Source organism: Pseudomonas sp. CFBP 13711 (genome assembly GCF_014842265.1).
Taxonomy (GTDB): domain Bacteria; phylum Pseudomonadota; class Gammaproteobacteria; order Pseudomonadales; family Pseudomonadaceae; genus Aquipseudomonas.
This window is the reverse complement of the sequence record NZ_JACYVI010000012.1, coordinates 38,057-64,285: the sequence shown is the minus strand read 5'-3', so window position 1 is coordinate 64,285 and position 26,229 is coordinate 38,057. Positions and strand designations below refer to the sequence as shown.

Here is a 26,229-nt window from a genome sequence, read left to right as displayed (position 1 = left end):
GGCCTTCTTTTCAATTTGTCGAAGATTATCCATGCCAATTTCTCCCTCCGATGTCTCCCTTCGCTTTACCCCTGTGCCGGGCGTTCGACGCCGTTTGCTCAACGCCGGCCTGCTGACCTCGCTGTTGTCCGTTGCCGTTGCCAGCCCGTTGGTCCACGCCGAAACGCAGAGCAAGGACCGCTGGGTCAGCGACACACTCAGCACTTACGTGCGCAGTGGCCCCACCGACGGTTATCGCATCGTCGGCACGCTGAAATCCGGGCAGAAAGTCGAGCTCATCAATACCCAGGGCGACTACAGCCAGGTGCGCGGCAGCGCCGGCGGCGACGTCTGGATTCCCACCGCTGACCTGCAGGACGTGCCGGGGCAAGCCGAGCGCTTGCCGCAACTGGCGCAGAAAGCCGCGGACCTCAGCGCGCAACTGAAGACCATCGACGACGACTGGAAGACCAAGGTTCAGGGCATGCAGGAAACCCTGGAGTCGCGCAAGAAACTGGTCGACGAGCTTGAGGCCCGCACCAAGGACCTGAACGCGCAGTTGGCCAGCGCGCAGTCCGACTTGCGCACCACCCAGGCGAAACTGGGTGACGAGAACAATCAGGTGCTCATGCGCTACATGGTCTACGGCGGCAGCATCGCCGGCGCGGGCCTGTTGCTGGGACTGATCCTCCCGTCCCTAACCAAGGGCCGCAAGCGCAACGATCGCTGGTTCTGAAGCAGACTCAGCGCTGCCGTCCGCCTACACACGCACCGAGCCCGGCATTCACCCTGCCGGGTTTTTAACGCTCACTGGCAACTTTCCCTCCATGCGCTAGTTTAGTGCGGGGCACCCTCTGCCCACGCTGTCCCCCCATCACAAGAAAAAGAGAAACCGACCATGAAGTTCGAACCCTTCGCCCAGTCCCTCGTTGCGACAGCGCTGATCCTAGGTCTGCCCTGCGCTCACGCCGCTTCCGTGGCCCCGGCTGCCGCTGAAAACGGCATGGTCGTCACCGCACAACACCTGGCCACCCACGTGGGCGTTGACGTGCTCAAGTCGGGCGGCAACGCAGTCGATGCGGCAGTCGCCGTGGGCTATGCGCTGGCCGTGGTCTATCCCGCCGCCGGCAACCTGGGCGGGGGCGGTTTCATGACCATCCACCTGGCAGACGGGCGCAAGACCTTTCTCGACTTCCGCGAAAAAGCGCCGCTGGCGGCCACCGCCAACATGTACCTGGACAAGGACGGCAACGTCGTGCCGGACCTGAGTTCCAAGGGTCACCTGGCCGTCGGCGTGCCCGGCACGGTGTCCGGGATGGAAATGGCGCTGAGCAAATACGGCACCAAGAAACGCGCCGAAGTCATTGCCCCGGCGATCAAGCTCGCTGAAAACGGCTTCGCCCTGGAGCAGGGAGACGTTGACCTGCTCGGCACCGCCACCGACGAGTTCAAGGCCGACGCCAAAGACCTCGGCACGATCTTCCTGAACAAGGGCCAGCCGCTTCAAGTCGGCGACACCCTGGTGCAGAAAGACCTCGCCAAAACCCTCAAGGAAATCTCCGCCAAAGGCAGCGACGGTTTCTACAAGGGCTGGGTGGCCAAGGCCATCGTCGATTCCAGCCAGGCGGGGAAGGGCATCATCACCCAGGCGGATCTGGACAAGTACGCGACCCGCGAACTGGCGCCGATCGAGTGTGATTACCGCGGCTACCACGTGGTCTCGGCGCCGCCACCGAGCTCCGGCGGCGTGGTCATCTGCGAGATCATGAACATCCTCGAAGGCTACCCGATGCAGGAATTGGGGTATCACTCCGCCCAGGGCCTGCATTACCAGATTGAAGCCATGCGTCATGCCTACGTCGACCGCAACAGCTACTTGGGCGACCCGGACTTCGTCAAAAACCCGATCAGCCATCTGCTCGACCGCGACTATGCCGCCAAGCTGCGGGCCGCCATCGAACCGCAGAAAGCCGGGATCTCCCAGAACATCAAACCCGGCGTCGCGCCTCACGAAGGCAACAACACCACGCACTATTCCATCGTCGACAAATGGGGCAACGCGGTGTCCGTCACCTACACCCTCAACGACTGGTTTGGCGCTGGGGTGATGGCGAGCAGCACCGGCGTGATCCTCAACGACGAGATGGACGACTTCACCTCCAAGGTCGGCGTGCCGAACATGTACGGCCTGATTCAGGGCGAAGCCAACGCCATCGCCCCGGGCAAATCGCCGTTGTCGTCGATGAGCCCGACCATCGTCACCAAGGACGGCAAGACGGTGATGGTCGTCGGTACGCCGGGGGGCAGCCGTATCATCACCGCCACCTTGCTGACCATGCTCAACGTCATCGACTACGGCATGAATATTCAGGAAGCAGTCGATGCGCCACGCTTCCACCAACAGTGGATGCCGGAAACCACCAACCTGGAAACCTTCGCCGTCAGCCCCGACACCCAAAAGATCCTGGAAAGCTGGGGCCACAAGTTTGCCGGACCTCAGGACGCCAATCATCTGGCCGCCATTCTCGTTGGCGCGCCTTTGCTCGGTGGGAAGCCAGTGGGTAATAACCGTTTCTACGGCGCCAACGATCCGCGTCGCAGCACGGGGTTGTCGCTCGGCTATTGATCTGCGCGACAGCCGAGTCACCGGACGGGGCAGGGTGCCCATGACCGGTGACGAGGCATTGTGGTGGGTTCGGGCCACACCCTGCGCGTGATTTTGGTTGCGCGCAGGACACCTTGAAGTGTTATGTTATAACTCGTTTTTTACAGGCCTGACATGGGCCTGTCGGTTATCGCGCTTCGAGAGTCCACTGCGTATGCAAACCCTGTCTGTCCCTCTGCAATCTCCCGCCACGTCCATCGCCCACCCCGGCCGCCTGCAATCGATCGATGCCCTGCGTGGGCTGATCATCCTCTTCATGTTGCTGGACCACGTCCGCGAGACGTTCTTTCTGCACCACCAGGTCAGCGACCCGATGGATGTCGCTCACACCAGCGTCGATCTGTTCATCAGCCGCACCCTCGCGCATTTCTGCGCACCGCTGTTCGTGTTCCTGACCGGGCTTTCCGCCTGGCTGTACGGCGAACGGCATGCGGGCAAGGGCGCGGTGGCGGGCTTTCTGTTCAAGCGGGGGCTGGTGTTGATCGTGCTGGAACTGACCCTGGTGAATTTCGCCTGGACGTTCCAGTTTCCACCGACGGTGGTTTACCTGCAGGTCATCTGGGCAATTGGCCTGAGCATGATTGCGCTGTCGGCGATGGTGGTATTGCCGCGCGGTGTGCTGGCGGCGCTGGGGCTGGCGATCATCGCCGGGCATAATCTGCTGGACAACGTGCATTTTGCCGTGGGCTCGGCGATGCACATTCCGTGGGCGATTCTGCATGACCGCGGCTGGATCGAGGTCGGCGACAGTGTGCGCTTGCGCACCTCGTACCCACTGCTGCCGTGGATCGGCGTGATCGCCGTGGGTTACGCCGCGGGGCCGTGGTTTGGCCGCGACGCGAATGCGGAGAAGCGCGAGATCAACCTGATCGCCTGGGGGTTTGGCGCACTGACGCTGTTTCTCGCCCTGCGCGGCATCAACGGCTATGGGGAGAAGCCGTGGGTGGAGGGTGACACCATGGCCCACACGCTGATGAGCGTCCTCAACGTCACCAAATACCCGCCGTCGCTGTTGTTCATCAGCCTGACCCTGGGCATCGGCTTGCTGGTGCTGGCCTGGCTTGAGCGGCAGGAGGGAAGGCCATGGCTGCGACCGCTGGTGACATTTGGCGCCGCGCCGATGTTTTTCTATCTGCTGCACTTGTACGTGCTGAAGATGCTTTATGTCGGCGCGGTCGCGATCTGGGGTAACACCCAGGGCCAATACTTCGGGTTTACCTCGGTACTGGGCCTGTGGGGTTGCGCCGCGGTGCTCACTGTCGTGCTGTTGCCGGCAGTGAGCTGGTTCGCGGCGCTCAAGGCGCGACGCCGGGACATCGCCTGGCTGAAATACTTCTAAGCACGGCCATGCAGGACCGGCTTTAGCCGGGAAGGCGTCAGGCGTTGCGCAGGCTGCGTTCCATACGCGCCAGGCCTTCTTCCAGCATCGGCCGCGGGCAGCCAAAGTTCAGACGCACGAACTGGCCACAGTCCTCGCCGAATTCCAGGCCGTCGCTCAGCGCAACCTTGGCGTGCTCAAGGAAGAATTGCTGCGGGCTTTCGAGCCCCAGGCCCGAGCAATCCAGCCACGCCAGATAGGTGCTCTGGGGCAGGTTCATCGTAATACCGGGGAAGCGGGTTTTGATGGCCTCGGCCAGGTAATTGCGGTTGTCCTGCAGGTACGCCATGACCTGTTCCAGCCACGGGCCGCCTTCGCGATAGGCCACTTCGGTGGCTTCCAGGCCCAGGGCGTTGACGCTGTCCACCAGCCCCAGCCGCCCGGCATTGAAACGCTGGCGCAGCTCGGGGTTCTGCACCACGGCGAACGCTGTTTTCAGACCGGCGATGTTCCAGGCCTTGCTCGCCGACATCAGCGTCACGCTGCGCGCCGCGATCTCCGGGCTCAGGGAAGCGATCGGCGTGTGCTGACGGCCGTCGAACAGCAGGTCGGCGTGGATCTCATCGGAAATGATCAGTGCATCGCGCCGCACGCAGGCTTCGCCGATGGCCAGCAATTCGTCGCGTTCGAGGACCTTGCCCAGCGGGTTGTGGGGATTGCTCAGCAGCAGCGCGCCATGGTCAGGCAGCGCGCGTTCCAGTGCCGCGACGTCGGTGGGGTATTCACCCTGGGCGTCAGCATGGAAGGGCAGATCGATGCGCGGCAGTTTCCAGTTGGCCGGCGCGTGCAGCAGCGGTGAGTAGTTGGGCGTCTGCACCAGCACCGCGCTGGATGGCGAAACCAGCGCGTGGAGCGCCATGTTTACCCCAGGCTCGACCCCGGGCAGAAACACCAGATCCTGCGCCTCGATCTGCCAGCCGTAGCGGTTGGCGAGATGCTTGACCAAGGTTTCCCGCAACGCTTGCTGGGGCACGGAATAGCCCAGCAGCGGATGCTCCAGACGGTTCTTCAGCGCCTGCACAATGGGCGCTGCCACCGGAAAATCCATGTCCGCCACCCACATCGGCAGCACGTCTTCGGGGTACTGGCTCCACTTCTTGCTGCCGGTGTTCAAGCGCTGAAAAACGTTATTCAGATCCATGTTCTGGCCTGTCCTGCTCGAAAAAAGAGGGGATTGTGCCAGAGAATGGCGGCCTGGGTTTGCTGTCGATTTGCGGTTTGTAGGATTACTCCGTAAATGCCGCTGGAACCGTCTCCTTCGTGTCTCCCCCTCTGGAGTCACACTTTGAAATGCCTCATCTTCGCCCGCTTCAGCCCTCTCTCATGGACGAGTTGATCCGGTTTTCTGCAGACCGGTCAGGGGCGCTTAATCCTGCCAGGGACGCTCATTCATGATCACCGTATTGCCACCTTTCTTCGATCACAGTCGCCATAAGCTTGTTGTTCATCGCTTTCCTGTAGCGCTCGATGTACTTGCGTTTGAGGGCGAGGAGCGGCTGAGTCAGCCGTTTGTGTATCGCGTGGAATTTACTTCGGTTGAGCAGGACATCGGGGCTGAACGTGTGTTGGGGCGGGACGCGCAGTTCAGTCTGCATGCGGCGGCGCATACGTTGCCAGTGGCGGTTTGTGGTTTGCCGGTCCCGTCCGTTGAACCGTTGCGAACGCTGCATGGTGTAGTGACGGGTTTCAAGCGGCTTTCCTGTTCTGCTGACGAAGCCAGATACGAGATTACTTTGCAGCCGCGCCTGGCGTTGCTGGGTCGAGGGCGGCAGTTCCGGATTTATCAGCATCAGTCGGTGCCGGAGATTGTCGAGAGTATCTTGCGGTCGCGGCATGACTTTGAGGGGCAGGATTTTCTGTTCACGCTGGTGCGGGACTATCCGACGCGTGAGCAGGTGATGCAGTACGGTGAGAGTGATCTGGCGTTTATTTCGCGGCTGTTGGCGGAGGTGGGGATCTGGTATCGCTTCACCAACGATGAGCGATTGGGTATTGCGGTCGTTGAGTTTCATGATGACCAGCGGCATTACGTTCGGCCGCGGGTGAGCTTGCCGTTTCGGCCGCAGTCCGGGTTGGGCAGCAGCGGCCAGGATGGGGTTTGGGGGCTGCAGGTCAGTCATGGGGTTGTGGAGCAGAGCGTTCACTTTCGTGCTTATCACCATCGGGATGCCAGTGCGTGGCTGGATGGGGATGTGGACCAGACGCGTGGTGATGCGACGACTTATGGCGAGGCGTATCACTATGCGGAGCCGTACCGGGTATTGGGCGACAAACTGGATCAGGACGAGGATCTGCTCGGGGAAAGCGGGTTTTTTTATGCCCGGTTGCGGCATGAGCGGTATCTGAATGATCAGACGCGCCTGAGCGGTATAAGCAGCAGTGCTTCGTTGGGATTGGCGCAGGTGCTGGCGATTTCCGGTGGGGCGCCTCAGGCGTTTGAACCGGGGGCGGTGATTACACGACTGAAGCTGCGCGCTGCGCGGGATCGCAGTTTTGAGCTGAGTTTTGAGGCGATTCCGTATTCGGAAAGTGTGTGTTTTCGGCCGCCGCTGCTGGCCAAACCTGAGATAGCGGGCACTGTTCCGGCGCGCGTGACCAGTTCGCTGGCCAACGATCCGTATAGCCACATCGACAGCGAAGGCCGCTACAAGGTCAGCTTTTTGTTTGACCGCGACAGCTGGAAGTTGGGTGAGGAAAGTCTCTGGCTCAGGTTGGCTCGGCCTTACGCGGGGGATACCCACGGCCTGCACCTGCCGCTGATCTGCGGGACCGAAGTGGCTATTGCCTTTGAGCAGGGCGACCCGGATCGACCCTATATCGCTCACGCGCTTCATGACAGTCGCCATCCCGACCATGTGACGCTGCTGCGCAGCGATTACAAACGCAACGTGCTGCGCACCCCGGCGAACAACAAGCTGCGCATGGAAGACGATCGCGGCAAGGAACACATCAAACTCAGCACCGAGCACAGCGGCAAGAGCCAGCTGAACCTTGGGCATCTGGTCGACAGCGAGAAGGATAAGCGCGGCGAAGGCTTTGAATTGCGCACCGATGGCTGGGGCGCGATTCGGGCGGGGCGTGGGGTGTTTATCAGTGCGGATGGGCAGACCAAAGCGCAGGGTAAACAGCTCGACATGAGTGCTGCAGTGGGTCGCTTGCAAAATGCCGGCGATCAGATGGAAAAGATCTCGGCGGATGCCGCCCTTAGCCAGGCAGACACAGCAGACGTCCTAGCTCAACTCGATCTGCTCAAACAGGATCTGGACGCGCTCAAATCCTTGGTGTTGCTGCTCAGCGCTCCGGACGGCATTGCCCTGACCAGCGGCAAGCACCTGCAACTCGCCGCGCAAGACAACCTGATGCTCAACGCTGGCGGCCACGCCGATATCAGCGTGGTCAAAAAAATGTTCATGGGTATCGGCCAGGGCCTGAGCCTGTTCGTTCGCAAGATCGGCCTCAAGCTGATTTCCAACGAAGGCCCGGTGAGCATCCAGGCGCAAAACGATCGTCTGGAACTGCTGGCTCGGCAGGGCATAAACATCACCAGCACCGAAGATGAAATTCACATCACGGCGAAGAAGCGGATCGTCCTCAATGCTGGCGGCAGCTACCTCGCCATTGAGCGGTGCAGCATCGAGTCCGGCACCGCGGGCGACTATCTCATCAAAGCCGCGCACTTCGACTTCAGACCGAAAGCCGCGCAGGAGGTTGAACTTCCGGCCTTGCCACCACTGTTGGATATCCCGCCTGAACTGCACGAGTTCTGGCCCAGCTTCAGCGGCGGCAACATTCACTACGAACGGAGCATGATTAAAAATGCTGCGCCGGTTGAACAGCCCGAGCCACTTGAGGAGGAAGAAGAGGAAGAGAAAATCACCGATGGCATCACCCTGCGCATCGGGCTGTTCTTTGATGGGACGGGGAATAATCAGAGTAATGCGGCGGCGACCGCACAATGCCGACAATCGGATCTGGACAGTTTCAGCCGTGAAGAGCTGGAGAGTATTGCGGCGACGTGCAAGCAGTATGGGTTTGGGGAGTTTGACGGCAGCGCGTTTAACAGCGCGCCGAATAACAGTTACGGGAATGCGCCGAGTAATGTGGCGTATTTGTATCAGCTGTACCCGGACAACGCGGTGGATGGTATTTCGGCTAAAGCCAAAACCGCGTACATCAAGGCGTACGTAGACGGTATAGGCACCCGCAGCGGTGGCAAGGATGCCATCTTGATCGGGCAGGGCCTTGGCCAAGGCGAAACTGGCGTAGTAGCGAGGGTAAAGCAGGTTCCCGATCTGGTTGCAAAGCAATTGAGTAGTTTCCACGAAACTAATCCCGGCATTGTTATCCATAGTATCGAATTCGACATTTTTGGCTTCAGCCGTGGCGCTGCCGCTGCACGGCATTGCGCTAATGAAGTCCTTAAACCAGGTCGCGGGCTATTCAACGAACTGCTTCGGGGTGGCCTGGCGGGGCTGCTGAGAAGCTTCGATTCGGCCGCTGATGTGTGCATCAATTTCGTCGGTCTGTTCGATACGGTCGCGGCCATCTCAACGCCTTGGCGCGGCGACTTTAGTCCCGGCGATGACATCAATCGTGGCGTTAATCTCTACCTGCCACCCGACTGCGCGCGGCAGGTTATCCAGCTTCAGGCGCTCGACGAGTACCGCGCCGACTTTTCTCTTAATCAAGTGCACCACACGCACCTTCAGATAGGCCTGCCGGGCGCTCACTCCGATGTTGGTGGGGGTTATCCCCCACGCGCGCGAGAAAAGTTGTGGATGACACGACCCCGCAAGGCCAGCGTTCCGACCGGCCAAAGGGTTGAATCCCATACCGCGTGGGGCCTTGCCGAGGCGGACGCCAAAGTATTACGCGAATCAGGCGTCGCCCGCGAGGGCCTTATTACGGTCAAGGCGTGGCCTGCAGCAACTAACCCTCGCGGCAAAGCCGAGCCTGTCCTACAGGACTACTGGATAACAGTGCTACTCGAACGCCCGGTGCATGGCGAACTGAGCCTCATTGCATTGCGTGTCATGCGTGAGATGGGCGTGCGTCATGGGGTGCCATTCGACGTTATTACCGAGACGGATAAACGCTTCAAGTTACCGGATGAGCTCCTGCCTATCGCCAAGCGAATTTTGCAGCGGGTGATGACGGACCGGCTGGTACGACTTGAATCTGAGGAAGAGGCGTTGCTACGAGCGCGGTACATCCACCTGTCCGCGCACTGGACTCCACTAGGCCTCTTCTTACTTAGCAAGCCAGCACCGCTGAATCGTAGGAATGTGCATCTCAACCGTCCGCAACCAGGCTATCCAGAATGAGACGTCTGGTGTTTGCAGCGGGATTGCTAATCAGCCTGAGTGCTTGTGCAAAGGGAGGCTCAGTGCCTCCACCTGTCAAGCTGCCTTATCCGGCGTGGTATGTAGGCTTAGCCGCGCCGAGGCATATGGAAGTGTGGGTGGAAAGCGTCGATGTGCTCGATCAGCGGGGATACGTTTTTTTCAACGTGCATGCCGGCGTCGCCGGTTACACGCGTAAGCCCGAGGGTTGGCACAAGGGCACATCTGGCGGGAAACCCATAAGTAACGTCGACTTACCAGACCAACTCCTTCTGCGTTGGCAATCACTCGTAGAGCCTCAAGCTTACAAAATCAGTATCCGGATACCGCAGTGGGTCCGTGAAGAGATGGTTAGACCGGAGCGTGTTCTCTGCCAGTGGAATCAGCAATGGAAAACAGACTATCGAGAGACGATCACACTCGGCATGGCACCCGGCGGGATTGTAAAAGTTTGGCTAGGCGGATCTTGCCTGAGCTTCAAAGAAGTGGGCCGCTATCAAGCTAAAGTCGAGCCGCTTGGCCCCAACCAGGACGGAAAAGGGCTGTTTTACCGTGCACCCAATCCAGCGGCACAAGCCTGGATAGATCAACACGGCATCCCTTATGGAAGTTGGTAATACTGTATCGGCATTCAAAGTTCCAGACGCGTTCTTAGTTGCAACTCCACGAGCAGCTCAGGCCAGTGCAACAACTATCGCCCGATACAGCCCACTCGTCAGTAAGTCATTTCTCTAAACTTAATAGCGACAGAAATACGACGGGTAGAGCCAAACAACTAAATCCAGAATCACCGCAATCAAAGCATCAATCACTAAAACCAACAACGAGCCTCAAAACATGAAAGACATCATCTGCCTAGGCGACCTCACCACTCACGGCGGCGTCGTGCTTCAGGCCATTCCGCAGACCGACCTGAACGGCAAGCCCATCGCCGGGGTGGGACACAACGTCAGTTGCCCATTATGCAAAGGCATTTTCCCCATCGCCGAAGGGAGCAGCACTTACACAGTCGACGGAATTCCCGTCGCATTAGACGGCATGAAAACCGCCTGTGGTGCGGCGCTTATCGCCAGTGGCCCAAAGGGTGCCGTTACCAGCTGAAACAACCTGCGCGGGTCACCAACGGGCCTCGCTAGAACAATTCAGGGAGATCGACGGCGCAATGCCGTCGATCCTTGTGACGCCCCGCCGATCTAGACCTATTGTGGTCGCCTTTCAGTAGTTATCTGAGCTCGAATGAAATGAGAAACCGCCCGTCGGCACATTATCAACCGTTATAAACTTTCAGCGCGAAACCATTGGTCGGGTCTATTTCCGCTTTCCTGAATTACATCTTCAGCGATGTCTCTTTATATCTGTGCGGTCTGCTTAGTTGACAGATCACCGCAATAGAAAGCTGAACTTGTCGTTAAAAACCCTGATACGAAATTAGCCTGAGAAGGGAGTAAGACTATGTTCCTGCACAATAAACGTCTTCAATACACGGTTCGCGTCGCCGAGCCTAATCCGGGCCTGGCCAACTTGCTGCTGGAGCAGTTCGGCGGCGCCCAGGGCGAGTTGGCTGCGGCCACTCGTTATTTCACCCAAGCGTTGGCTGAGGAAGATCCAGGTCGCAAGGATCTGTTGCTGGACATCGCCACCGAGGAACTGAGCCACCTTGAAATCATTGGCTCGATCATCGTGATGCTCAACAAGGGCGCCAAAGGCAAACTCGCCGAAGGCGTGCAAGCCGAGGGCGAGCTGTACCGTGACATCAACGGCGCCGGCAATGACTCGCACATCACCAGCCTGCTGTACGGCGGTGGTGCTCCGCTGGTCAACTCGGCCGGTGTGCCATGGACCGCAGCCTACATCGACACCATTGGTGAACCGACGGCGGACTTCCGTTCGAACATCGCTGCTGAAGCACGTGCGAAGATCGTCTACGAGCGCCTGATGAACGTGACCACCGATCCAGGCATCAAGGACGCCCTGGGCTTCCTGATGACCCGCGAAATCGCGCATCAGATCTCCTTCGAGAAAGCGCTGCACTCGATTCAGCCGAACTTCCCGCAAGGCAAGTTGCCAGGCATGCCGGAGTTCTCCCGCACTTACTTCAGCATGTCCAACGGCGAGCCGAACGTACGTGGCCCGTGGAACAGCGACGCAGATTTCGAATACGTCGAGAATCCAAAGCCGGCAGTCGATGGTGGTGACGGTACCGCTTCGGTCACGTTGAGCGAGGACGACTCGGTCACCCTGACGATGATGAAGGAGCGTCTGAAGTCTGATCTGGAAGCGGACCCGATGACCGGCGCCGACCTTGGTTCGGGTCTGGCTCAGGGTAAAGCTGAGTAGCGCGATAAGGGGAGGGCCGATACGTAGCGGCTCTCCCGGCGATGTGATCAAGACCACATACGACATGGAGATTCTGATGAACAAGTTATTGGAAGATTCGACGCCCAATGAAGCCAGCGAGTTGTTCAACGACAACGCTCAGCTGGACTTCACATCCTGTGTGACCCGCTTCGAAGCAGAAGCTGCAACGCTGGGGCGTGGATTCAGAACCGCGTTGTTTGTTCAGCAATTCAAAGCCGGACTGTTGCCGAAGTCCGTAAAAGGGGTTGAAAGACTCCATTAAGGCCCGTGGCTTCTAAGTTAGATGCAATAGAAGCGTCCGCTGGCCGGGCTGCCTGATCCGCTACGACTCCATCGATTTTGCCCGCGAAAGCGGGCTTTTTTTTGTCCCCGATCAGGGGGTAGAGTTGGATCCCGGCGCAGCCCCGGCATGCCCCGTCACCCGCAACAGTGCGACGGGCTGGACTGATCCGCGATTACCCGCCACTGTATTGCCTTTCGCGCGTGGGCAATGCGTATTTTCAGGCCTGATGCACATCAGGAGAGGGAGCAGATTTGAATCAGCTAAAACGCCTTGAAAGCGGGATCAAGGGCTTCGACGCACTGCTCAAAGGAGGCCTCGTGGCGGGCGCGTCATACATCATTCAGGGACGCCCGGGGTCGGGCAAGACGATCCTTGCCAACCAGTTGGGGTTCAATCACGTCCGGCAGAACGGCCGCGTGCTGTTCGCCACACTGCTGGCCGAGCCTCACGACCGGCTGTTTCATTTCCTCTCGACGCTGAGCTTTTTCGATCGCCAGGCGGTGGGCCAGAGCATCCAGTTTGTCAGCGCCTTCGACACGCTGGAGAACGACGGTCTCGACGAGGTCGTCAAGTTGCTGCGCCGCGAGATCAGTCGTCAGCATTCCAGCCTGCTGATCCTGGACGGGCTGCTCAACGCACGCTCCAAGGCAGAGACGCCGCTGGACACCAAGCAATTCATCTCCGAGCTGCAGGGCCATGCCGCTTTCGCCGGCTGCACGGTGCTGTTTCTCACCAGCTCGCAACTCGACGATGGCAGTCCCGAGCACACCATGGTTGACGGTGTGATCGAGATGGGCGAAGACATGGTCGGCTCCCGTACGGTGCGCCGGATCAAAATGCGCAAGACCCGGGGCAGCGGCGCGATCCCCGGCGCCCATGAATTCGAGATCAACGACCAGGGCATTTCCATTTACCCGCGTCTTGAATGCATGCTCACCCGAACCGGTGCCATGCCCGAACACCCTCACACCCTCCTGAGCAGCGGCATTGGCGGGCTGGACTCACACATCGGTGGCGGTCTGGTCCGGTCGTCAGTGACGCTGATCATGGGCCCTTCAGGCGCCGGGAAGACGTCTCTGGGCATCCAGTTTCTGAGCCAGTGCTCTGCGCAGGAGCCGGGGCTGTACTTCGGCTTTCATGAATCTCCGCAACGGGCGATGACCAAAGCGCGTTCTCTGGGCGTGGACTTCACGGCGCTGCAGGCATCGGGCGCGCTGCACGTCGTCTGGACACCGGCATCGGCAGGGCTAATCGACCGGGTGTGTTACGACCTGCTTGACAGGGTGGAGCGGCTGCAGATCAAGCGCGTCTTCATCGACAGTCTCAATGCCCTGAGTCGGGCGGCCACCGATCAGCGTCGGGTGCCGGACGTTCTCGAAACCGTGCTCGGCGAGCTTCGCGCGCGCGGCGTCACGGTTATGGCTTCCTGGGAAGCGCATCGGTTGTTCGACGATCAAACGAGCATCCCGGCGCCTGACGTCTCCGGCGTGGTCGATAACCTGCTGCTCGTCCAGTTCGTTCAGCATCGGACTGAACTTCAACGCCAGGTTTCTATTCTGAAGATCAGAGACAACGCCTACGATCCCTCGCCACTTGAAGTCGTGATGAGCAACGCTGGAATCACCATGAAGAAGGTCTGAGATATGCGATTCGCAACGTGGGGATGGCCAGAACCATTGAGTTACCTGACCAGGTGCCTGACCCTCGCGACATCGTGGGCCCGCCGGGAAATGGCCCTCTGATGCCAACCATTCTGATCATCGATGATGAATACCTGATTGCCGATATCCTCAGCTTCGCGCTGGAGGACGAGGGCTTTCAGACTGTGGTGGCCGGAAGCGGGCGCAAGGCACTGGAGATTCTTGATCGCGAGCGCCCCGACTTGATCATCACCGATTTCATGATGCCCGGCATGACCGGTCTGGAACTTGCCGAGACGATCAAGTCTCGGGACGTGCACATGTCGACGCCTATTATGCTCATGAGTGGCGCCCAGGCGTACATGGGGGCCGAGCGGCCAGACCTGTTTGATGAAGTGATTGAAAAGCCATTTGATATCGACCAGGTCATCGGCAAGATTCACACCCTGTTTCAAGCCCGCCGCTAAGCCCGCCTGTAAGGTTCTCGCAGTCCATCGTTATTGCCGTTGAACGAATCGATTCAGCCCAGGGTCGATACTGATAACGCTTATTGAGATGGGCAGTGCAATGAATACCTGGTACAGCAAATCGTTGGGTGAAGGCACCGTCGTCTACCGCCGCTTACGTGTGTTGAACGAACTTCGTCATCAAGTTTGTCCCGACGCTTCCTGCCCCTATTCGCTTTACATGGACGCCGTCAGCGCGGAAACCATCGTGTTGTTTGATCCCGAGCAGATTGTGCTGGCCACCGCCTTTGGTGCATTGCCGTGTGGGCAACCCTATATCAATGGGGTTCGGTTGATTGATCTTGAATACCGTCCGCTCCCCGTCACATCCCAAAGTGCACAACTGTTCAGCTCTCCACGCATCCACCCGCAACCCCGGTTCTACGCTGAATACCGCGCGTGACGAGTGGGGCCCTTGAATATTCAAGCTGATAAACGACGCAAGCCAGTTCCAGCGTGAGCGGCTGCGTTTGCTGTCAGTGCTGACCGCAGGAGAATCATCATGGCCGTGGCCGTTGTCAGACTGGAAGGTGAAGACATCCCCCTCGAACACAGGCAGTCGGGCGCAACTGCTGTCTTCCGTGTCAAAGATGACGAGGGCGCCGTATTGTATTTCGAAGATGAAGTGGAAGCCGCCAAGTCGGCTGTTGAACTAAGCAATGCCGAGCAATCCTGAACGAGCGGCGGTCTGACAGTGACCGGTGCTCAGTGATTTTTCACCAGGCTTAATATCGAATCAGCAAACTCTTTCGGTGCCTCTTGCGGCACATTGTGGCCCACTTTCGCTATTACCTGCCGCCGGACTGCGCCTGCAAAGCCCCGTACCGCAGCACTGTCCCCGCGTTTCGATGAGACGCCATCGTCTGCTCCCGCCAGAATCACCGTCGGTACTGTGATCAGGGGCTTCTGCGCGAGCTTCTCCTGAATCGCCGCGCAGGCAGGATCGCCCGCCGCCAGCCCATAGCGGTGTCGATAAGAATGCACGACCACGTCGATAAAGTCCGGGTTATCAAATGACTGCGCACTTTCAGTGAACGTGGATTCTGCAAATTGCCACGTTGGTGACCATAATTTCCAGAGCAAGTGGCAGAACCCATTTCGATTGGCTGCAAGGCCGGCGCGTCCGCGCTCACCGTGCAGGTAGTACTGATACCAGAGCCGTCGCTCGGTTTCGGGTGACGCCGGTGTGTTGGCTGCAGCGATGTCCTGAATGTTGTAGCCCGGGTCGCAACTGACCAGCCCGGTCACCCGTTCCGGCCACAGCGCAGCCACCACACACGCCGCGCGTCCGCCCCAGTCATAGCCAGCGAGAAGGGCTTTCGGGATATTCAACGCATCCAGCAGTGCCAGCAGGTCAGCGCCCAATGCGGCCTGTTCGCCCGAGCGGGGCGTGGCTGAATCTATAAAACGGGTAGGGCCGTATCCCCTCAGATAAGGCACGATGCAGCGGCAGCCGGCCTGGACAAGCTGCGTCGACACGTCGTCGTACGCGTGAATGTCATAGGGAAATCCGTGGAGCAATACCACAACCGGCCCATCGCCTGGGCCCATGTCGCGATATGAAACATTCAGCACGCCAGCAACTATATTCTTCACGGGAGTACTCCGGCAGACAGCAGTGAGGGAGCCCTGACGAATGCCGGGCTGACGTGTGAGGCGAAGAGGTTAAAACGATTCAATTGCGCGATTGGCAATTGCAGACTAACAAGAGAACAATGATCGAATCACCGATGCCGCGCGACGGGCACGGGCATCGGGAGATCGGCAACGGAGCGAAGGTTAATCACCTATCCCCCCGTTCACAGACCCATCAGGAAACCCAGGATTCGACGGTGTCGGAACCGTGTTCGGCTTTCCATTCTTTCAAGGTCTTGTGATTGCCGCCTTTGGTTTCGACGACTTCACCGGTGTGCGGGTTTTTGTAGACTTTAACGGCGCGGGCTTTGCGAGTGGTCTTCTCGGGGGCAGTAGCGTTCTTGCCCTGTTTGGATCCGGTAGGGTGATCCAGAATCGAAATAATATCTTTCAGGCTCTTATTGTATTCGCCGAGCAGCGTACGCAATTTGCCTTCGAATTCGATTTCCTGTTCCAGGCCTTTATCGCCTTTCATGGCCTCAAGGGCCGCGAGCTGATCGGCAAGGTGACGTTCGAGTTGGCGGTATTCAGCAAGTTTAGACATTGGAACTCCATGTTTCGGTTTGTTGATACTGACGTGCGGCGTTAGCACTGGCGAACATTGGAGCGCACGGTGGTGACTGGTGTGACCGTGGACACTGTAGTGCGAGTGGGTGCATGGATGCCAGTACTAACAGCAAACTTTTCTGCCTTCTTTCCTGCCTTGACTGCAAAGCTGGCAGTTCAAATGGCGCAGGCCGCTTTACAACATCAACGGCCGTCACGTTTCGGCCAGGGCTGCAGGCTGCAAAGCGGTATTCAAAGCAGGCTTCAATGCCAGGCCGCCAAACGAGGTGGTCGGGTCTACATAACGCAGCGCCGATTTAATGTCTTTCCAGCCGACGTAATTCATCAGGCTTTTAATATCCCAGCCGTTACCGGACGCCCAAGTTGCAAATCCTCGGCGCATTGAGTGACTGCTGTAGAGGTCATCAGGCAACCCGGCGTCTTTAAAGATGCGCCGCAACATCGGCACCAGGCTGTGGGAATTGATGGCTTCCATGGACAGGTTGCCCCAACGATCAATCCGGCGGAACACCGGACCGTGGGTCAGGCCGGCCACGGTAATCCAGTTGATATAGGCATTGACCGGGCAGAGCGTCTTCAGCGCGGGGGTGCGAAACGTGGTGCCCTCATGCTGACGGTCGCCTTTGGTGTAAGGCAGATAAAAGCTGATGCCTTCGCCCGCCTGGGCCTGGGTGTTGCCGACGTCCAGTCTGGCCAGCTCATCGCCGCGGAACCCTCGCCAGAAGCCGATCAGCACCAGAGCGATAGAGCGTCGGTGACGCATCAATGACTTGTGGTCGCCGCGTGCCCAGGCGGCATCGGCCTCGTTCTCCAGCCACGTCACCGCTTGCTCGAGGTGACGCAACAGCAGCGGCGCCGCCTGTTTGGCTTGCGCCGGGTGGACGACGCGGATGCCTTTGAGCAGCTGTCGCACCGTGGGCGTTTTAGTCGGGTCCGGAAACCCCTGGGTGACGTGCCACTGGGCCAGCGCGGCCAGACGCTGCTTCAGCGTACTGATGGCGTGTTTGTCGGCGTACTCCGCGAGGTAGCGCACGATACCGTCGCCCGTGGTGGGCAGGTAACCGCCCCAGACCACTTCGTAATGTTCGATCGCCGCCCGGTAGCTGCGGCGCGTGTTGGCGCGGGTTCCTGCTGACAGGTATCGATCTGCCTTTTCCATACATCCCTCGATCGGCGTGACACGGGCGCTTTGCTGGCTCAAATCGCGACGTCAGCGTCTGAAAAGCGATAAAGCACTATTATCGGCTCCTGGCAGAAACATTTCCACACAACGTTTTAACTGGTATCGTGACCTGTAATAGCGTGTTACGTAACACGGTACGAAATTGTAGGAGATGGCATGGCACGCGGTGGCATTAACAAGGCGGTAGTGGAGCGGGCCCGACAGGCATTGCTGAGCAAGGGCGCTTACCCCAGCATCGACGCGGTGCGCGTGGAACTGGGCAACACCGGTTCGAAAACCACCATTGCCCGCTATCTCAAAGAGCTGGACACCCGAGCGCCGGCCGAAGCGTCGTCCCGAGAGCGCATGGGCGAAGAGCTCAAATCATTGGTTGAAAGCTTGCTTGATCGGCTGACGGAGGAGGGCGAGGAGGTCGTCGCCCAGGCCCAGGCGGACTTCGATCGTCAGCGGATAGCCTGGGAGGCCCGACTGGAGGCCCTTGAGCTGGAGCTGAAATCAGCCCGGCACCAGTGCGAATCCCAGCACGCCGCGTTGACCGAGCAGGGCGCCCAGCTGCAAACCACCCATTCTTCCTGGCAGTCGGAACTGACGCGCAATGCCGGTCTGAGCCAGCAGTGCCAGGACCTTGAACGGCGGGTGCAGGACAAAGACCTGCAGATCCAGTCCCTCGAAGAAAAGCATGTGCACGCCCGCGCGGCGCTGGAGCATTACCGCGAGGCCATCAAGGAACAACGCGAGCAGGATCAGCGTCGCCACGAAGCCCAGCTTCAGCAGATTCAGCTTGAACAGCGAAAACTTCAGGAGACACTGGTCATCAAGCAGGATGAATCCACGCGCCTGAACCGCGACAACGAACGCTTGCTCGGCGAAATGCGTCAGCAGGCCCGGGCGCTGGCCGATCAGCATGACCAGACCCAGCGCCTCGCCACCGATCTCCGCGAGGCGCAGATGGCCACCGCGAAAGCCGACGGCGCCCGTGAGCAGCTGCAGGAGCAGTTGGCGGCGATAAAAGTGGACAGTAAATCTCTGGCGAAAGCAGTGGCACTGGCCAATGAGCAATTAGCGCACGCCAACCAGCAGATAGCTGCTTTGACCGAAGACAACGACAGCCTGCGTGCTCAGGTGCAGCTCATCATTGCCACACCGCCGCCGATACAGACGTAAGCGACCTGCCGGTCTTCAGCTTGCGGAAAACCATGCCAAACCAGCCCACCCCCGATGTCATCAAATCCGCCAGCCCCTCGACCGTTGCTTTGGCGCGGGGCTCGTTGTTCAAATTTGTGTTCCTGCTGGCAGGCGTGTTTCTGCTGGCCGCTTACCTGTTGGCGTTCCTCGCCCATGACCTCGATCACACCGAGGAGATCGAGAGCGCTTTCTACACCGACAAGGCGGTGCGCTCGCTGCAAAAAACGCTGACCGTCACGACCAAGGATTATGCGTTCTGGGGCGATGCCTACCGTTACCTGCACCTGAGTGTCGACCCCGACTGGGCTTTTGTCCGTCAGAACATCGGGCCGACGCTATTCAGCGATTTCGGATTCCAGGGCGTGTTCGTCATCGATGACACCGGCCGCACGGTGTATGCCGTGGTCGAAGGGCAACTGGAAAAGGTCGATGCCGAGCCGTGGCTGGGCCCTGCCAAGGACGCGTTGCTGGCCAAGGCCCGGGAGGGCGCCGAGACAGAAACCCCGGTTACCGCTTTCATTGACTTGAACGGCACACCCGCGCTGGTCGCTGCAGCCGCCATCACCCCCGGCACCGATCCAAGCGTCGTGCCTGATGGCCGGACGCCCTCGGTGTTGATCTTCGTCGATGTGCTGGACGACGCCAAGCTGGCCGTTCTGGGCAAGGAATACGGCGTAGAGGGGTTGCACGTTGCAACGGCCGACGAGCGCGATCAGGTCTCGATCTTTCCGCTGGGCGAGGGCGGCGTCGCCGGCGCCTTGCACTGGACACCACCCAAGCCTGGCCAGCGTTTGCTGGCCCTCGGTTTGCCGCTGATCGGGCTGGCCGCCGCGCTGGTGTGCCTGATGACCTGGGCCATCCTGCGTCGCACCACCGCCGCCGCGCGCTCCCTTGATGACAGTTACGCGTCCCTGCAAAAAAGCGAAAGCGCCCTCGCCACCAGTGAAGCGCGCTTTCGTGACGTGGTCGAAGCCAGCTCGGACTGGGTCTGGGAAATCGACAGCGTAGGGCGGTTCACCTACCTCTCTGACCGTTTCGAAAGCGTCACCGGCCTGCACCGCTCGCAGTGGATCGGGGCACTGATGGACGACCTGCTGCAGACCGAGCTCGGCCAGGTGACCCAGTGGCTGGCGATCCCCAACCGTCGCCCTGACATCACCATTCAGTGCCGCTACCTGGAGACCTGCGGCCGCGAGCGCATCAGTCGCCTGTCAGCGCGTTCTATGACGGCGGGTGGATTCCGTGGCACGGCCACCGATGTCACCGAAGAGGTGGAAGCCCGTCGACGCATCGAATTTCTCTCCCAGCACGACGCCCTGACCGGGCTGCCCAATCGGGTCCGCTTGCAGGAGTTTCTGGACGGGAAACTGAAAGCGTTGCCGACCCTTGACCAGCCGCTGGTGATGCTGAGCATCGACCTGGACCGCTTCAAACCGGTGAACGACCTGCTCGGCCACGCCGCCGGCGACCGCGTGCTCAATGACGTGTCCAGTCGGCTGTCCGATTGCGTGCGCCATGGCGATCTGGTCGCGCGGGTGGGCGGCGACGAATTCGTGCTGATCCTCAGCGACGCCCAGACCCAGGACGAAGTCGAATCGCTGTGCCGGCGACTGATCGAGTCCATCGAACGCCCGGTGCAGATCGACGACCAGGAAATATTCGTCAGCGCCAGCATCGGCATCGCCATGGCACCCACCGACGCACGCGAGGCGGCCGAGCTGCTGCGCTACGCCGATATCGCGCTGTATGAGGCCAAGGCCAGCGGTCGCGGCACCTGGCGGTTTTATGCCGGCGACATGAACGCCAAAATCATCGAGCGCAGGCGTCTTGAGAGCGACCTGCGCTATGCGATCAAACACAACGAACTGCGTCTGCATTTCCAGCCACGCTTTCGCATTTCCGATGGCAAGATGGTCGGCGCCGAAGCGCTGGTGCGTTGGCAGCATCCCCAGCGCGGTCTGATTCCGCCGGACACCTTCATTCCCATCGCCGAAGAAAGCGGGCTGATCATCCCCCTGAGCGACTGGGTCATGACCCAGGCATGCGCTGAAGCCGCGCGCTGGCCGAAACACCTGTTCATTTCCATCAACCTGTCGCCTGCCGAATTCAAGCGCGGCAACCTGCCGGCGCGCATTCAGTTCGCCCTCAAGGCCACCGGGATCGAGCCGTCGCGGGTCGAACTGGAGATCACCGAAGGGGTGATGATCGAGGACGCCGTGGGGGCGCTCGATGTCATGCAGACGCTGAAGCAGTTGGGCGTGCGCATCGCCATGGATGACTTTGGCACCGGGTATTCGTCGTTGAGTTACCTGCGCACGTTCCCCTTCGACGGGCTGAAGATCGATCGCAGCTTCCTGACCCGCCTCAGTGAAAGCGAAGGCGACCGCTCCATCGTGCAGGCCATTGTCGGGCTGGGCCGGGCGCTTTCACTCACGGTCACGGCCGAGGGCATTGAAACCGCCGAGCATCTGGCATTGCTGAAGGCAGTGCAGTGCGAGGAAGGTCAGGGGTATTTTCTGAGTCATCCGCTAACCACGTCGGACTTCCACGCGCTGCTGGATGCGAGAAGTGCGGCAGCGGCGGATACAAACGTATAAAGTGCCCGCGCTGTCCCGGCAGCACCTCTTTAATCACACCCGCTGCCGCACCCGGCCACTGTTCATTTCTGGAGTGTTCATGACTCACCCGCGCGCTGTTTTCACCGAAGGCTCGGTGGCCCGGCACGTCATGGTGATGTCGAGCACCAGCGCGTTGAGCCTGCTCGCGGTGTTTCTGGTGGACATTTTCACGCTGCTCTACGTGTCGATGCTCCACGATCCGATGCTGCTCGCGGCGACCGGGGTGGCGAAGGTGCTGATCTTCCTCAACAGCGCCGTCTCCAGCGGCCTGATCATCGCCGCCGCCACGGTGTTGTCGGAGCGGATCGGTCATCGCGCCTCGAAAGCGTCTTCGCGGCTGGTCACTCACTTGATGCTGATGGTGGTGATCGCGTCGGGCGCGGCGGCGGCGTTGCAACTGGCGCTGTTGGTGCCGCTTACTCGCTGGCTCGGCGCGGACGCCAGCACCTACGAAGCCGCGCGGATTTTCATCTGGCTGACCCTGCCGTTCAGCGTGCTGCAATCGGCCATGCAAATGGCGGCGCAGATCCTGCGAACCGGCGGCGACAGCCGCCGCGCCCTGTGCGTGGTGCTTTCGGGCGCGGCGACACTGGCCCTGGCCGATCCACTGTTCATCTTCGGTTTTGGCCTCGGGCTTGAGGGCGCGGGGATTTCCTATGCGCTGTCGGCGCTGGTGTCCCTGGGCCTGGGCATTCACTGGCTGCGGACGCGCCTGGCGATGCCGTTTTCCATCCGCTGGCGACTGCTGCGTCTGCACACGCGCAAGGTCATGCAGGTCGGTTTGCCGGCGATGGTCGGCAATCTGGCGACGCCCGTGGGCCTGACCTATCTGGTTTCGTCGATCGGCGCCTATGGCACGTCGGCGCTGGCGGCCATGTCGGTGATGGACCGGGTCATGCAGTTCGCCTACTGCGTGTTCTTTTCCCTGCCCAGCGCCCTCGCGCCGGTGCTGGGGCAGAACATCGGCGCCCATCGACACGCCCGTGTGGCCAAGGCCATTGGCTTCAGTCGCAAGTTGGTGATCGTCTACGGTCTGTTGGTCTGGGCCGTGCTGTTGCTGGAGGCGAATCCGCTGGCGGACACCTATCAGCTGGAAGGCACCGGTCGGGCGATCTTTCTTGCGTTCTGCCACGTCGGCGGCGGGCTGTGGGCGCTGATCGGGCTGGATTTCGTCGCCATCGCGATGTTCGTCACCCTGGGCCGCCCATGGCTGGTGGCACTGTTCGCCTGGCTGCGGGCGACCCTGGGGACGGTGCCGTTCGTGCTCGGCGGGATTCACCTGTTCGGCGCGGCCGGTGCGTTCCCGGCCATGCTGACCGGTAACGCATTGATCGCCGTGACTTCGATTACAATCGCGTCCCTGACCGCCAGACGGTTTTTTCAGCGCCGGGGCGCTGCCCAGGCCGTGGCGTGAGCAGGCCAATGCCGGGCTCTGTCAGGCTTTATCCGAATCAACGAGACAAGGTGTTATGACAGACGACGAATCAGGGAATGACTCGCCCGAGGTGGCCTCGCCGAAACGCCGCCGTGCGCCCAAGGGTGAAATGCGTCGCGCTGCCTTGCTCGATGCGGCGACGCTGATCTTCGCCCGCAATGGTTATTCCAGTGCGTCGATGAAGGACGTCGCGCAGCTCGCCGGTATCACCACCGTCGGCCTGCTGCATCACTTTCCGAACAAGGAAGCGCTGCTCAATGCGCTACTGGAGCGTCGGGATCAGCGGGTGGTGTCGCGGTTCAGTGAACTGACCATGGAGATGACGCTGGAGGGGTTCATCAAATTCGTGCGGATGAGCATGAGCTTCAGCGTCCAGGACGCGGCCGAATGCCAGGCGGCGATGGTGCTCAACACGGAAAGCCTGTCAGAGGCCCATCCGGCCTTCGACTGGTACAAGACGCGCTTTCACATCACCCACGAACATGCGCGGGGGCATCTGCAGGCGTTGATCGAGGCGGGAGAGGTGCGCTCGGACATCGACGTGAAGGCGCTCGCTCAGGAGATTTTTTCGGTCATGGACGGTGTGCAGATCCAGTGGCTCAGGGCCCCGGAAGATGTCGACGTGATGGCCGTGTTCGAGGGCTATCTGCGCCGTTTGAAAGCCGACCTTCAAGCTCGTCCCTGAGCTTGAAGTGACTGTTTGAATCCCGACCGGAAACCCGACCGGGTTACCCACTCAGTAGGTTTGCGAAGCGCTGACCTGCACAGCCTTGCGCAGTGGCATCGGCAGCGGGTTGCTGTCGCGGGTGGTCAGGTGTTCCGGGAACAGCGTGATCAAGGTGCGATCCAGCGGCAGGTCTTCGGAGTCCGGCCCTACGAGGATCTTGAACTTGCCGGCGTCGACATCCCAGCTGTCGGTCTTCTCGACGTAGTACGCCAGGGAGCGCGAGTCGATCGGGATGCTTACCGTCTTGCTTTCACCCGGTTGCAGGTAAACCTTGGTGAAGCCCTTCAGCTCCTTCTCGGGACGGTCGACCGCCGGGTTGTTCGGGTGGACGTACAGCTGGGCCACTTCGAACCCGGCCTTGTCACCGGTGTTGGTCACTTTGAAAGTGACATCGACGGTGCTGCCCGGCGCCATGACGTTGGTCGACAGCTTCAGGTCGCTGTAACCGAACGTGGTGTAGGACAGGCCGTAGCCGAACGGGTACAGCGGCTTGGCGTGCTTCTTGTCATAACCGCGATAACCCATGTACAGGCCTTCGCTGTAGGTCATTTCGGTCAGCGCATTGTCGCCACGGTAGGCTGCCGGATCCGGGTACGACGCGTAGCTCGGGTTGTCCTCGATCTTCTTGTCGATGGTGATCGGCAGCTTGCCCGACGGGTTGACCTTGCCGAACAGAATCTCGGCCAGGGCCTGGCCGCCTTGCTGACCCGGGAACCAGGCTTGCAGCGACGCGCCGACCTTGTTGGCCCACGGCTGCATGTCCATCGAACCGCCGCCGTGCATGACCACGATGGTGTTGGGGTTGGCTTTGGTGACGAAGCTGATCAGCTCTGCTTGCTGGTCAGGCAGCTCGAAACCGTGGTCGGAACCTTCGCCTTCGTGCTCGTAGTTGGAACCTGTTGCGATGACGACCGCGTCGTACTTCGACAGGTCCTTCGGTGGACGCAGCGCGGCCCAGCTCATCTGCACGCCAGTCACGCCACCCAGTGCCGGGATGAAGTTGCCCTGAATGCGTTGGTACTCAAGCTTCACCGAGTACGACTTGCCAGCCACCAGTGCGGCGGTTTTGCCCGATGTCGTCAGCGCGTTGACCACGTCGGCAGAGTACGGCGCACCGTCGCTCTGCAGGACCAGCTCATCATTGACCCAGAGTTTGTACGGGCCGTCCGCACGGACCTTGAACACTTGGGCGCCGGAAACGGTCGGCTTGATGGTGGCCGTGTAACGCGCCGAAAACGCGCCCGGGGTCGGGCTGAAACCGGACACCGCGGTGGTGCCGGCGTTGGTTTCGTTGGTGCCGGTGGTCCAGTTGAGGTTCACGCCAGGTTCGACGCGGGTCACGGCCGGACTGCCGGAGAAGCTGGTGTTGGAGAAGTACTCTGCCTTCACGCCGGCGTTGTTGACGTTATTGCTGCCAACCGCAGGCTGAAACCAGGCCGAGGCTTTAGGGTTCAGGCTCAGCTCGGACAGGTAGGTGACGTTGGTGCTGCTGGACGCCAGTTGCTGCAGACCGCTCAGCTCGGTGACGTAGCTGTTGGGCGGTGAGTTGGCGGTGCCGAACGGCGACGCAGGCGCCTGATAGGCCCAGTCACCGATGACCGCGATCTTCGCGTCGCGCGCCAGCGGCAGCAGCGGCTTGCCGGCCGCCGTGTTCTCGTTGCGCAGCAGCACGATCGACTCACGCGCCGTGTTCAGCGATGCGCGCTGGCCGTACTCGGGGTGGTCCAGAGTCTTGGCGGTGTTGAGGTTTTCCTGGAAGTCATAGCTGACGATGGCGCGCAGGTTGCGTTTGACCTTGTCGTCGATGACGTTCTGGCTCAGCTGGCCGCTCCACACATACGGCATCAGGTTGGCTTCGGTGAATTGCAGGCCCGACGGCATGTCGATATCGGTGCCGGCCCAGGCGCCTTTGAACGCGTCATGGATTGCGTTGAAGTCACTGATCACGGTGCCCTGATAACCCCATTCACCCTTGAGCACGTCAGTGATCAGGTGATGGTTTTCACAGGCGTAATCGCCGTTGATCTTGTTGAAGCCACACATGATCGACGCGACGTTGGCGTTCTTCACCATCGACTCGAAGCCCGGCAGGTACAGCTCGCGCAGGGTGCGCTCGTCAACCACCACGTTGACGGCCTGACGGTTGGCTTCCTGTTCGTTGGCCAGGTAGTGCTTGCCGCTCGCCTGAATGCCCTGAGCCTGAATGCCGTTGACCACGGCCGGCGCCAGTACGGCGCCGATGAACGGGTCTTCACCGCTGGCGTATTCCGCCGAGCGCCCGTTGTACGGCGTGCGGTACAGGTTGACGCCGGGGGAGAGCATTTGCTGACCGCCGGAGATCCGCGTCTCGTAGGCAATCGCCAGACCGAATTCCTTGGCGCGGTTGATGCTCCAGGTCGCCGCGAGGGCGGACTGCGACGGGTACTGCGCGCCAAAGGTGGCGTTGTTGACGTGCACGCCCATGGAGGAGTCATAGGCGACGGTGCCTTTGATGCCCCATTTGAGCAAAGACGGGATCATGTGGCCGTCGTTGACGCGGGTGAAGTTGATCTTCTCGGATTGATTCATGTTGTCGAGGATCGAACTGACCCGGGCTTCCACGGCGTTGCCGGTGGCGGGCGTGACCGCCGCCAGTGCCAGGTTGGCTTGCAGCACGCCAAGGGACAGCAGGCTCAAGGCCAGGGTGTGTTTGAAAGCTGACATCGGGAATGCGCTCACTGGTCGCTGA

The 26,229-nt window shown here is 60.3% G+C and carries 21 protein-coding genes and 1 pseudogene; 17 read left to right on the top strand and 5 right to left on the bottom strand.

The genetic code is table 11. The annotated features are described in order from the left end of the window. The first annotated feature begins 31 nt into the window (after positions 1-31). From IFT47_RS20820 to IFT47_RS20810, 3 genes are all read left to right on the top strand, one after another. Entirely contained in the window at positions 32-715 is a 684-nt protein-coding gene (locus tag IFT47_RS20820; protein WP_192173890.1) for a TIGR04211 family SH3 domain-containing protein, read from the top strand. 162 nt (positions 716-877) lie between these two features. Further along, the gene (gene ggt, locus IFT47_RS20815; RefSeq protein WP_192173889.1) at positions 878-2,605 is read left to right on the top strand and encodes a gamma-glutamyltransferase; all 1,728 of its coding nucleotides are present in this window, start codon (positions 878-880) and stop codon (positions 2,603-2,605) included. 193 nt (positions 2,606-2,798) lie between these two features. Further along, the gene (locus IFT47_RS20810; RefSeq protein ID WP_192173888.1) at positions 2,799-3,983 is read left to right on the top strand and encodes a DUF1624 domain-containing protein; all 1,185 of its coding nucleotides are present in this window, start codon (positions 2,799-2,801) and stop codon (positions 3,981-3,983) included. A gap of 37 nt (positions 3,984-4,020) precedes the next feature. Here the strand turns inward: IFT47_RS20810 and IFT47_RS20805 are convergent, their stop codons facing one another. Further along, entirely contained in the window at positions 4,021-5,163 is a 1,143-nt protein-coding gene (locus IFT47_RS20805; protein ID WP_192173887.1) for a MalY/PatB family protein, read from the bottom strand. Positions 5,164-5,413: 250 nt separating this feature from the next. Here IFT47_RS20805 and IFT47_RS27710 point away from each other — a divergent pair. The 10 genes and pseudogenes from IFT47_RS27710 to IFT47_RS20760 form a co-directional block, all read left to right on the top strand. After that, a pseudogene (locus IFT47_RS27710) lies at positions 5,414-7,756 on the top strand (type VI secretion system Vgr family protein); the annotation flags it as partial. A 72-nt stretch (positions 7,757-7,828) separates the two neighbouring features. Then, positions 7,829-9,346: a T6SS phospholipase effector Tle1-like catalytic domain-containing protein gene (locus IFT47_RS27705; RefSeq protein ID WP_244656010.1), complete on the top strand. Its 1,518-nt coding sequence runs from the start codon at positions 7,829-7,831 to the stop codon at positions 9,344-9,346. Then, on the top strand, positions 9,343-9,981 hold the full coding sequence (locus IFT47_RS20795; RefSeq protein ID WP_192173885.1) for a DUF2931 family protein: 639 nt from the start codon (positions 9,343-9,345) through the stop codon (positions 9,979-9,981). The genes IFT47_RS27705 and IFT47_RS20795 overlap by 4 nt, the downstream gene beginning before the upstream one ends. A 220-nt stretch (positions 9,982-10,201) precedes the next feature. Then, positions 10,202-10,465 carry a PAAR domain-containing protein gene (locus tag IFT47_RS20790; protein WP_192173884.1) on the top strand — a complete coding sequence of 88 codons (264 nt, stop codon included), beginning with the start codon at positions 10,202-10,204 and terminating at the stop codon, positions 10,463-10,465. A gap of 351 nt (positions 10,466-10,816) precedes the next feature. After that, positions 10,817-11,701 carry a manganese catalase family protein gene (locus tag IFT47_RS20785; protein ID WP_192131726.1) on the top strand — a complete coding sequence of 295 codons (885 nt, stop codon included), beginning with the start codon at positions 10,817-10,819 and terminating at the stop codon, positions 11,699-11,701. A gap of 76 nt (positions 11,702-11,777) precedes the next feature. Further along, positions 11,778-11,984 (top strand): hypothetical protein, encoded by a 207-nt coding sequence (locus IFT47_RS20780; protein ID WP_192173883.1) that lies wholly within the window; start codon positions 11,778-11,780, stop codon positions 11,982-11,984. 272 nt (positions 11,985-12,256) lie between these two features. After that, positions 12,257-13,645 (top strand): ATPase domain-containing protein, encoded by a 1,389-nt coding sequence (locus tag IFT47_RS20775; RefSeq protein ID WP_192173882.1) that lies wholly within the window; start codon positions 12,257-12,259, stop codon positions 13,643-13,645. A 101-nt stretch (positions 13,646-13,746) separates the two neighbouring features. After that, positions 13,747-14,112: a response regulator gene (locus IFT47_RS20770; protein WP_192173881.1), complete on the top strand. Its 366-nt coding sequence runs from the start codon at positions 13,747-13,749 to the stop codon at positions 14,110-14,112. A gap of 100 nt (positions 14,113-14,212) precedes the next feature. After that, positions 14,213-14,554 carry a hypothetical protein gene (locus IFT47_RS20765; RefSeq protein ID WP_192173880.1) on the top strand — a complete coding sequence of 114 codons (342 nt, stop codon included), beginning with the start codon at positions 14,213-14,215 and terminating at the stop codon, positions 14,552-14,554. A gap of 99 nt (positions 14,555-14,653) precedes the next feature. Continuing rightward, positions 14,654-14,827: a hypothetical protein gene (locus IFT47_RS20760; protein ID WP_192173879.1), complete on the top strand. Its 174-nt coding sequence runs from the start codon at positions 14,654-14,656 to the stop codon at positions 14,825-14,827. A 29-nt stretch (positions 14,828-14,856) separates the two neighbouring features. On the opposite strand, the gene IFT47_RS20755 is transcribed toward IFT47_RS20760, so the two are convergent. The 3 genes from IFT47_RS20755 to IFT47_RS20745 form a co-directional block, all read right to left on the bottom strand. After that, the gene (locus IFT47_RS20755) at positions 14,857-15,747 is read right to left on the bottom strand and encodes an alpha/beta fold hydrolase (protein ID WP_192173878.1); all 891 of its coding nucleotides are present in this window, start codon (positions 15,745-15,747) and stop codon (positions 14,857-14,859) included. A 214-nt stretch (positions 15,748-15,961) separates the two neighbouring features. Next, on the bottom strand, positions 15,962-16,330 hold the full coding sequence (locus IFT47_RS20750) for a histone-like nucleoid-structuring protein, MvaT/MvaU family (RefSeq protein WP_192173877.1): 369 nt from the start codon (positions 16,328-16,330) through the stop codon (positions 15,962-15,964). Between the two features lie 216 nt (positions 16,331-16,546). Further along, the gene (locus IFT47_RS20745; protein ID WP_192173876.1) at positions 16,547-17,512 is read right to left on the bottom strand and encodes a tyrosine-type recombinase/integrase; all 966 of its coding nucleotides are present in this window, start codon (positions 17,510-17,512) and stop codon (positions 16,547-16,549) included. Between the two features lie 180 nt (positions 17,513-17,692). Between IFT47_RS20745 and IFT47_RS20740 the strand changes: the two genes are divergently transcribed. From IFT47_RS20740 to IFT47_RS20725, 4 genes are all read left to right on the top strand, one after another. Continuing rightward, a complete protein-coding gene (locus IFT47_RS20740; RefSeq protein ID WP_192173875.1) occupies positions 17,693-18,700 on the top strand; it encodes a DNA-binding protein in 1,008 nt (335 codons plus the stop codon). Between the two features lie 32 nt (positions 18,701-18,732). Continuing rightward, complete coding sequence (locus tag IFT47_RS20735; RefSeq protein WP_192173874.1) at positions 18,733-21,318, top strand: bifunctional diguanylate cyclase/phosphodiesterase; 2,586 nt, start codon at positions 18,733-18,735, stop codon at positions 21,316-21,318. A 79-nt stretch (positions 21,319-21,397) separates the two neighbouring features. Next, positions 21,398-22,753 carry an MATE family efflux transporter gene (locus IFT47_RS20730; RefSeq protein ID WP_192176541.1) on the top strand — a complete coding sequence of 452 codons (1,356 nt, stop codon included), beginning with the start codon at positions 21,398-21,400 and terminating at the stop codon, positions 22,751-22,753. Positions 22,754-22,808: 55 nt separating this feature from the next. Beyond that, positions 22,809-23,459: a TetR/AcrR family transcriptional regulator gene (locus IFT47_RS20725; RefSeq protein WP_192173872.1), complete on the top strand. Its 651-nt coding sequence runs from the start codon at positions 22,809-22,811 to the stop codon at positions 23,457-23,459. Positions 23,460-23,510: 51 nt separating this feature from the next. On the opposite strand, the gene IFT47_RS20720 is transcribed toward IFT47_RS20725, so the two are convergent. Then, positions 23,511-26,204: a beta-glucosidase gene (locus IFT47_RS20720; protein WP_192173990.1), complete on the bottom strand. Its 2,694-nt coding sequence runs from the start codon at positions 26,202-26,204 to the stop codon at positions 23,511-23,513. Positions 26,205-26,229: the final 25 nt, after the last annotated feature.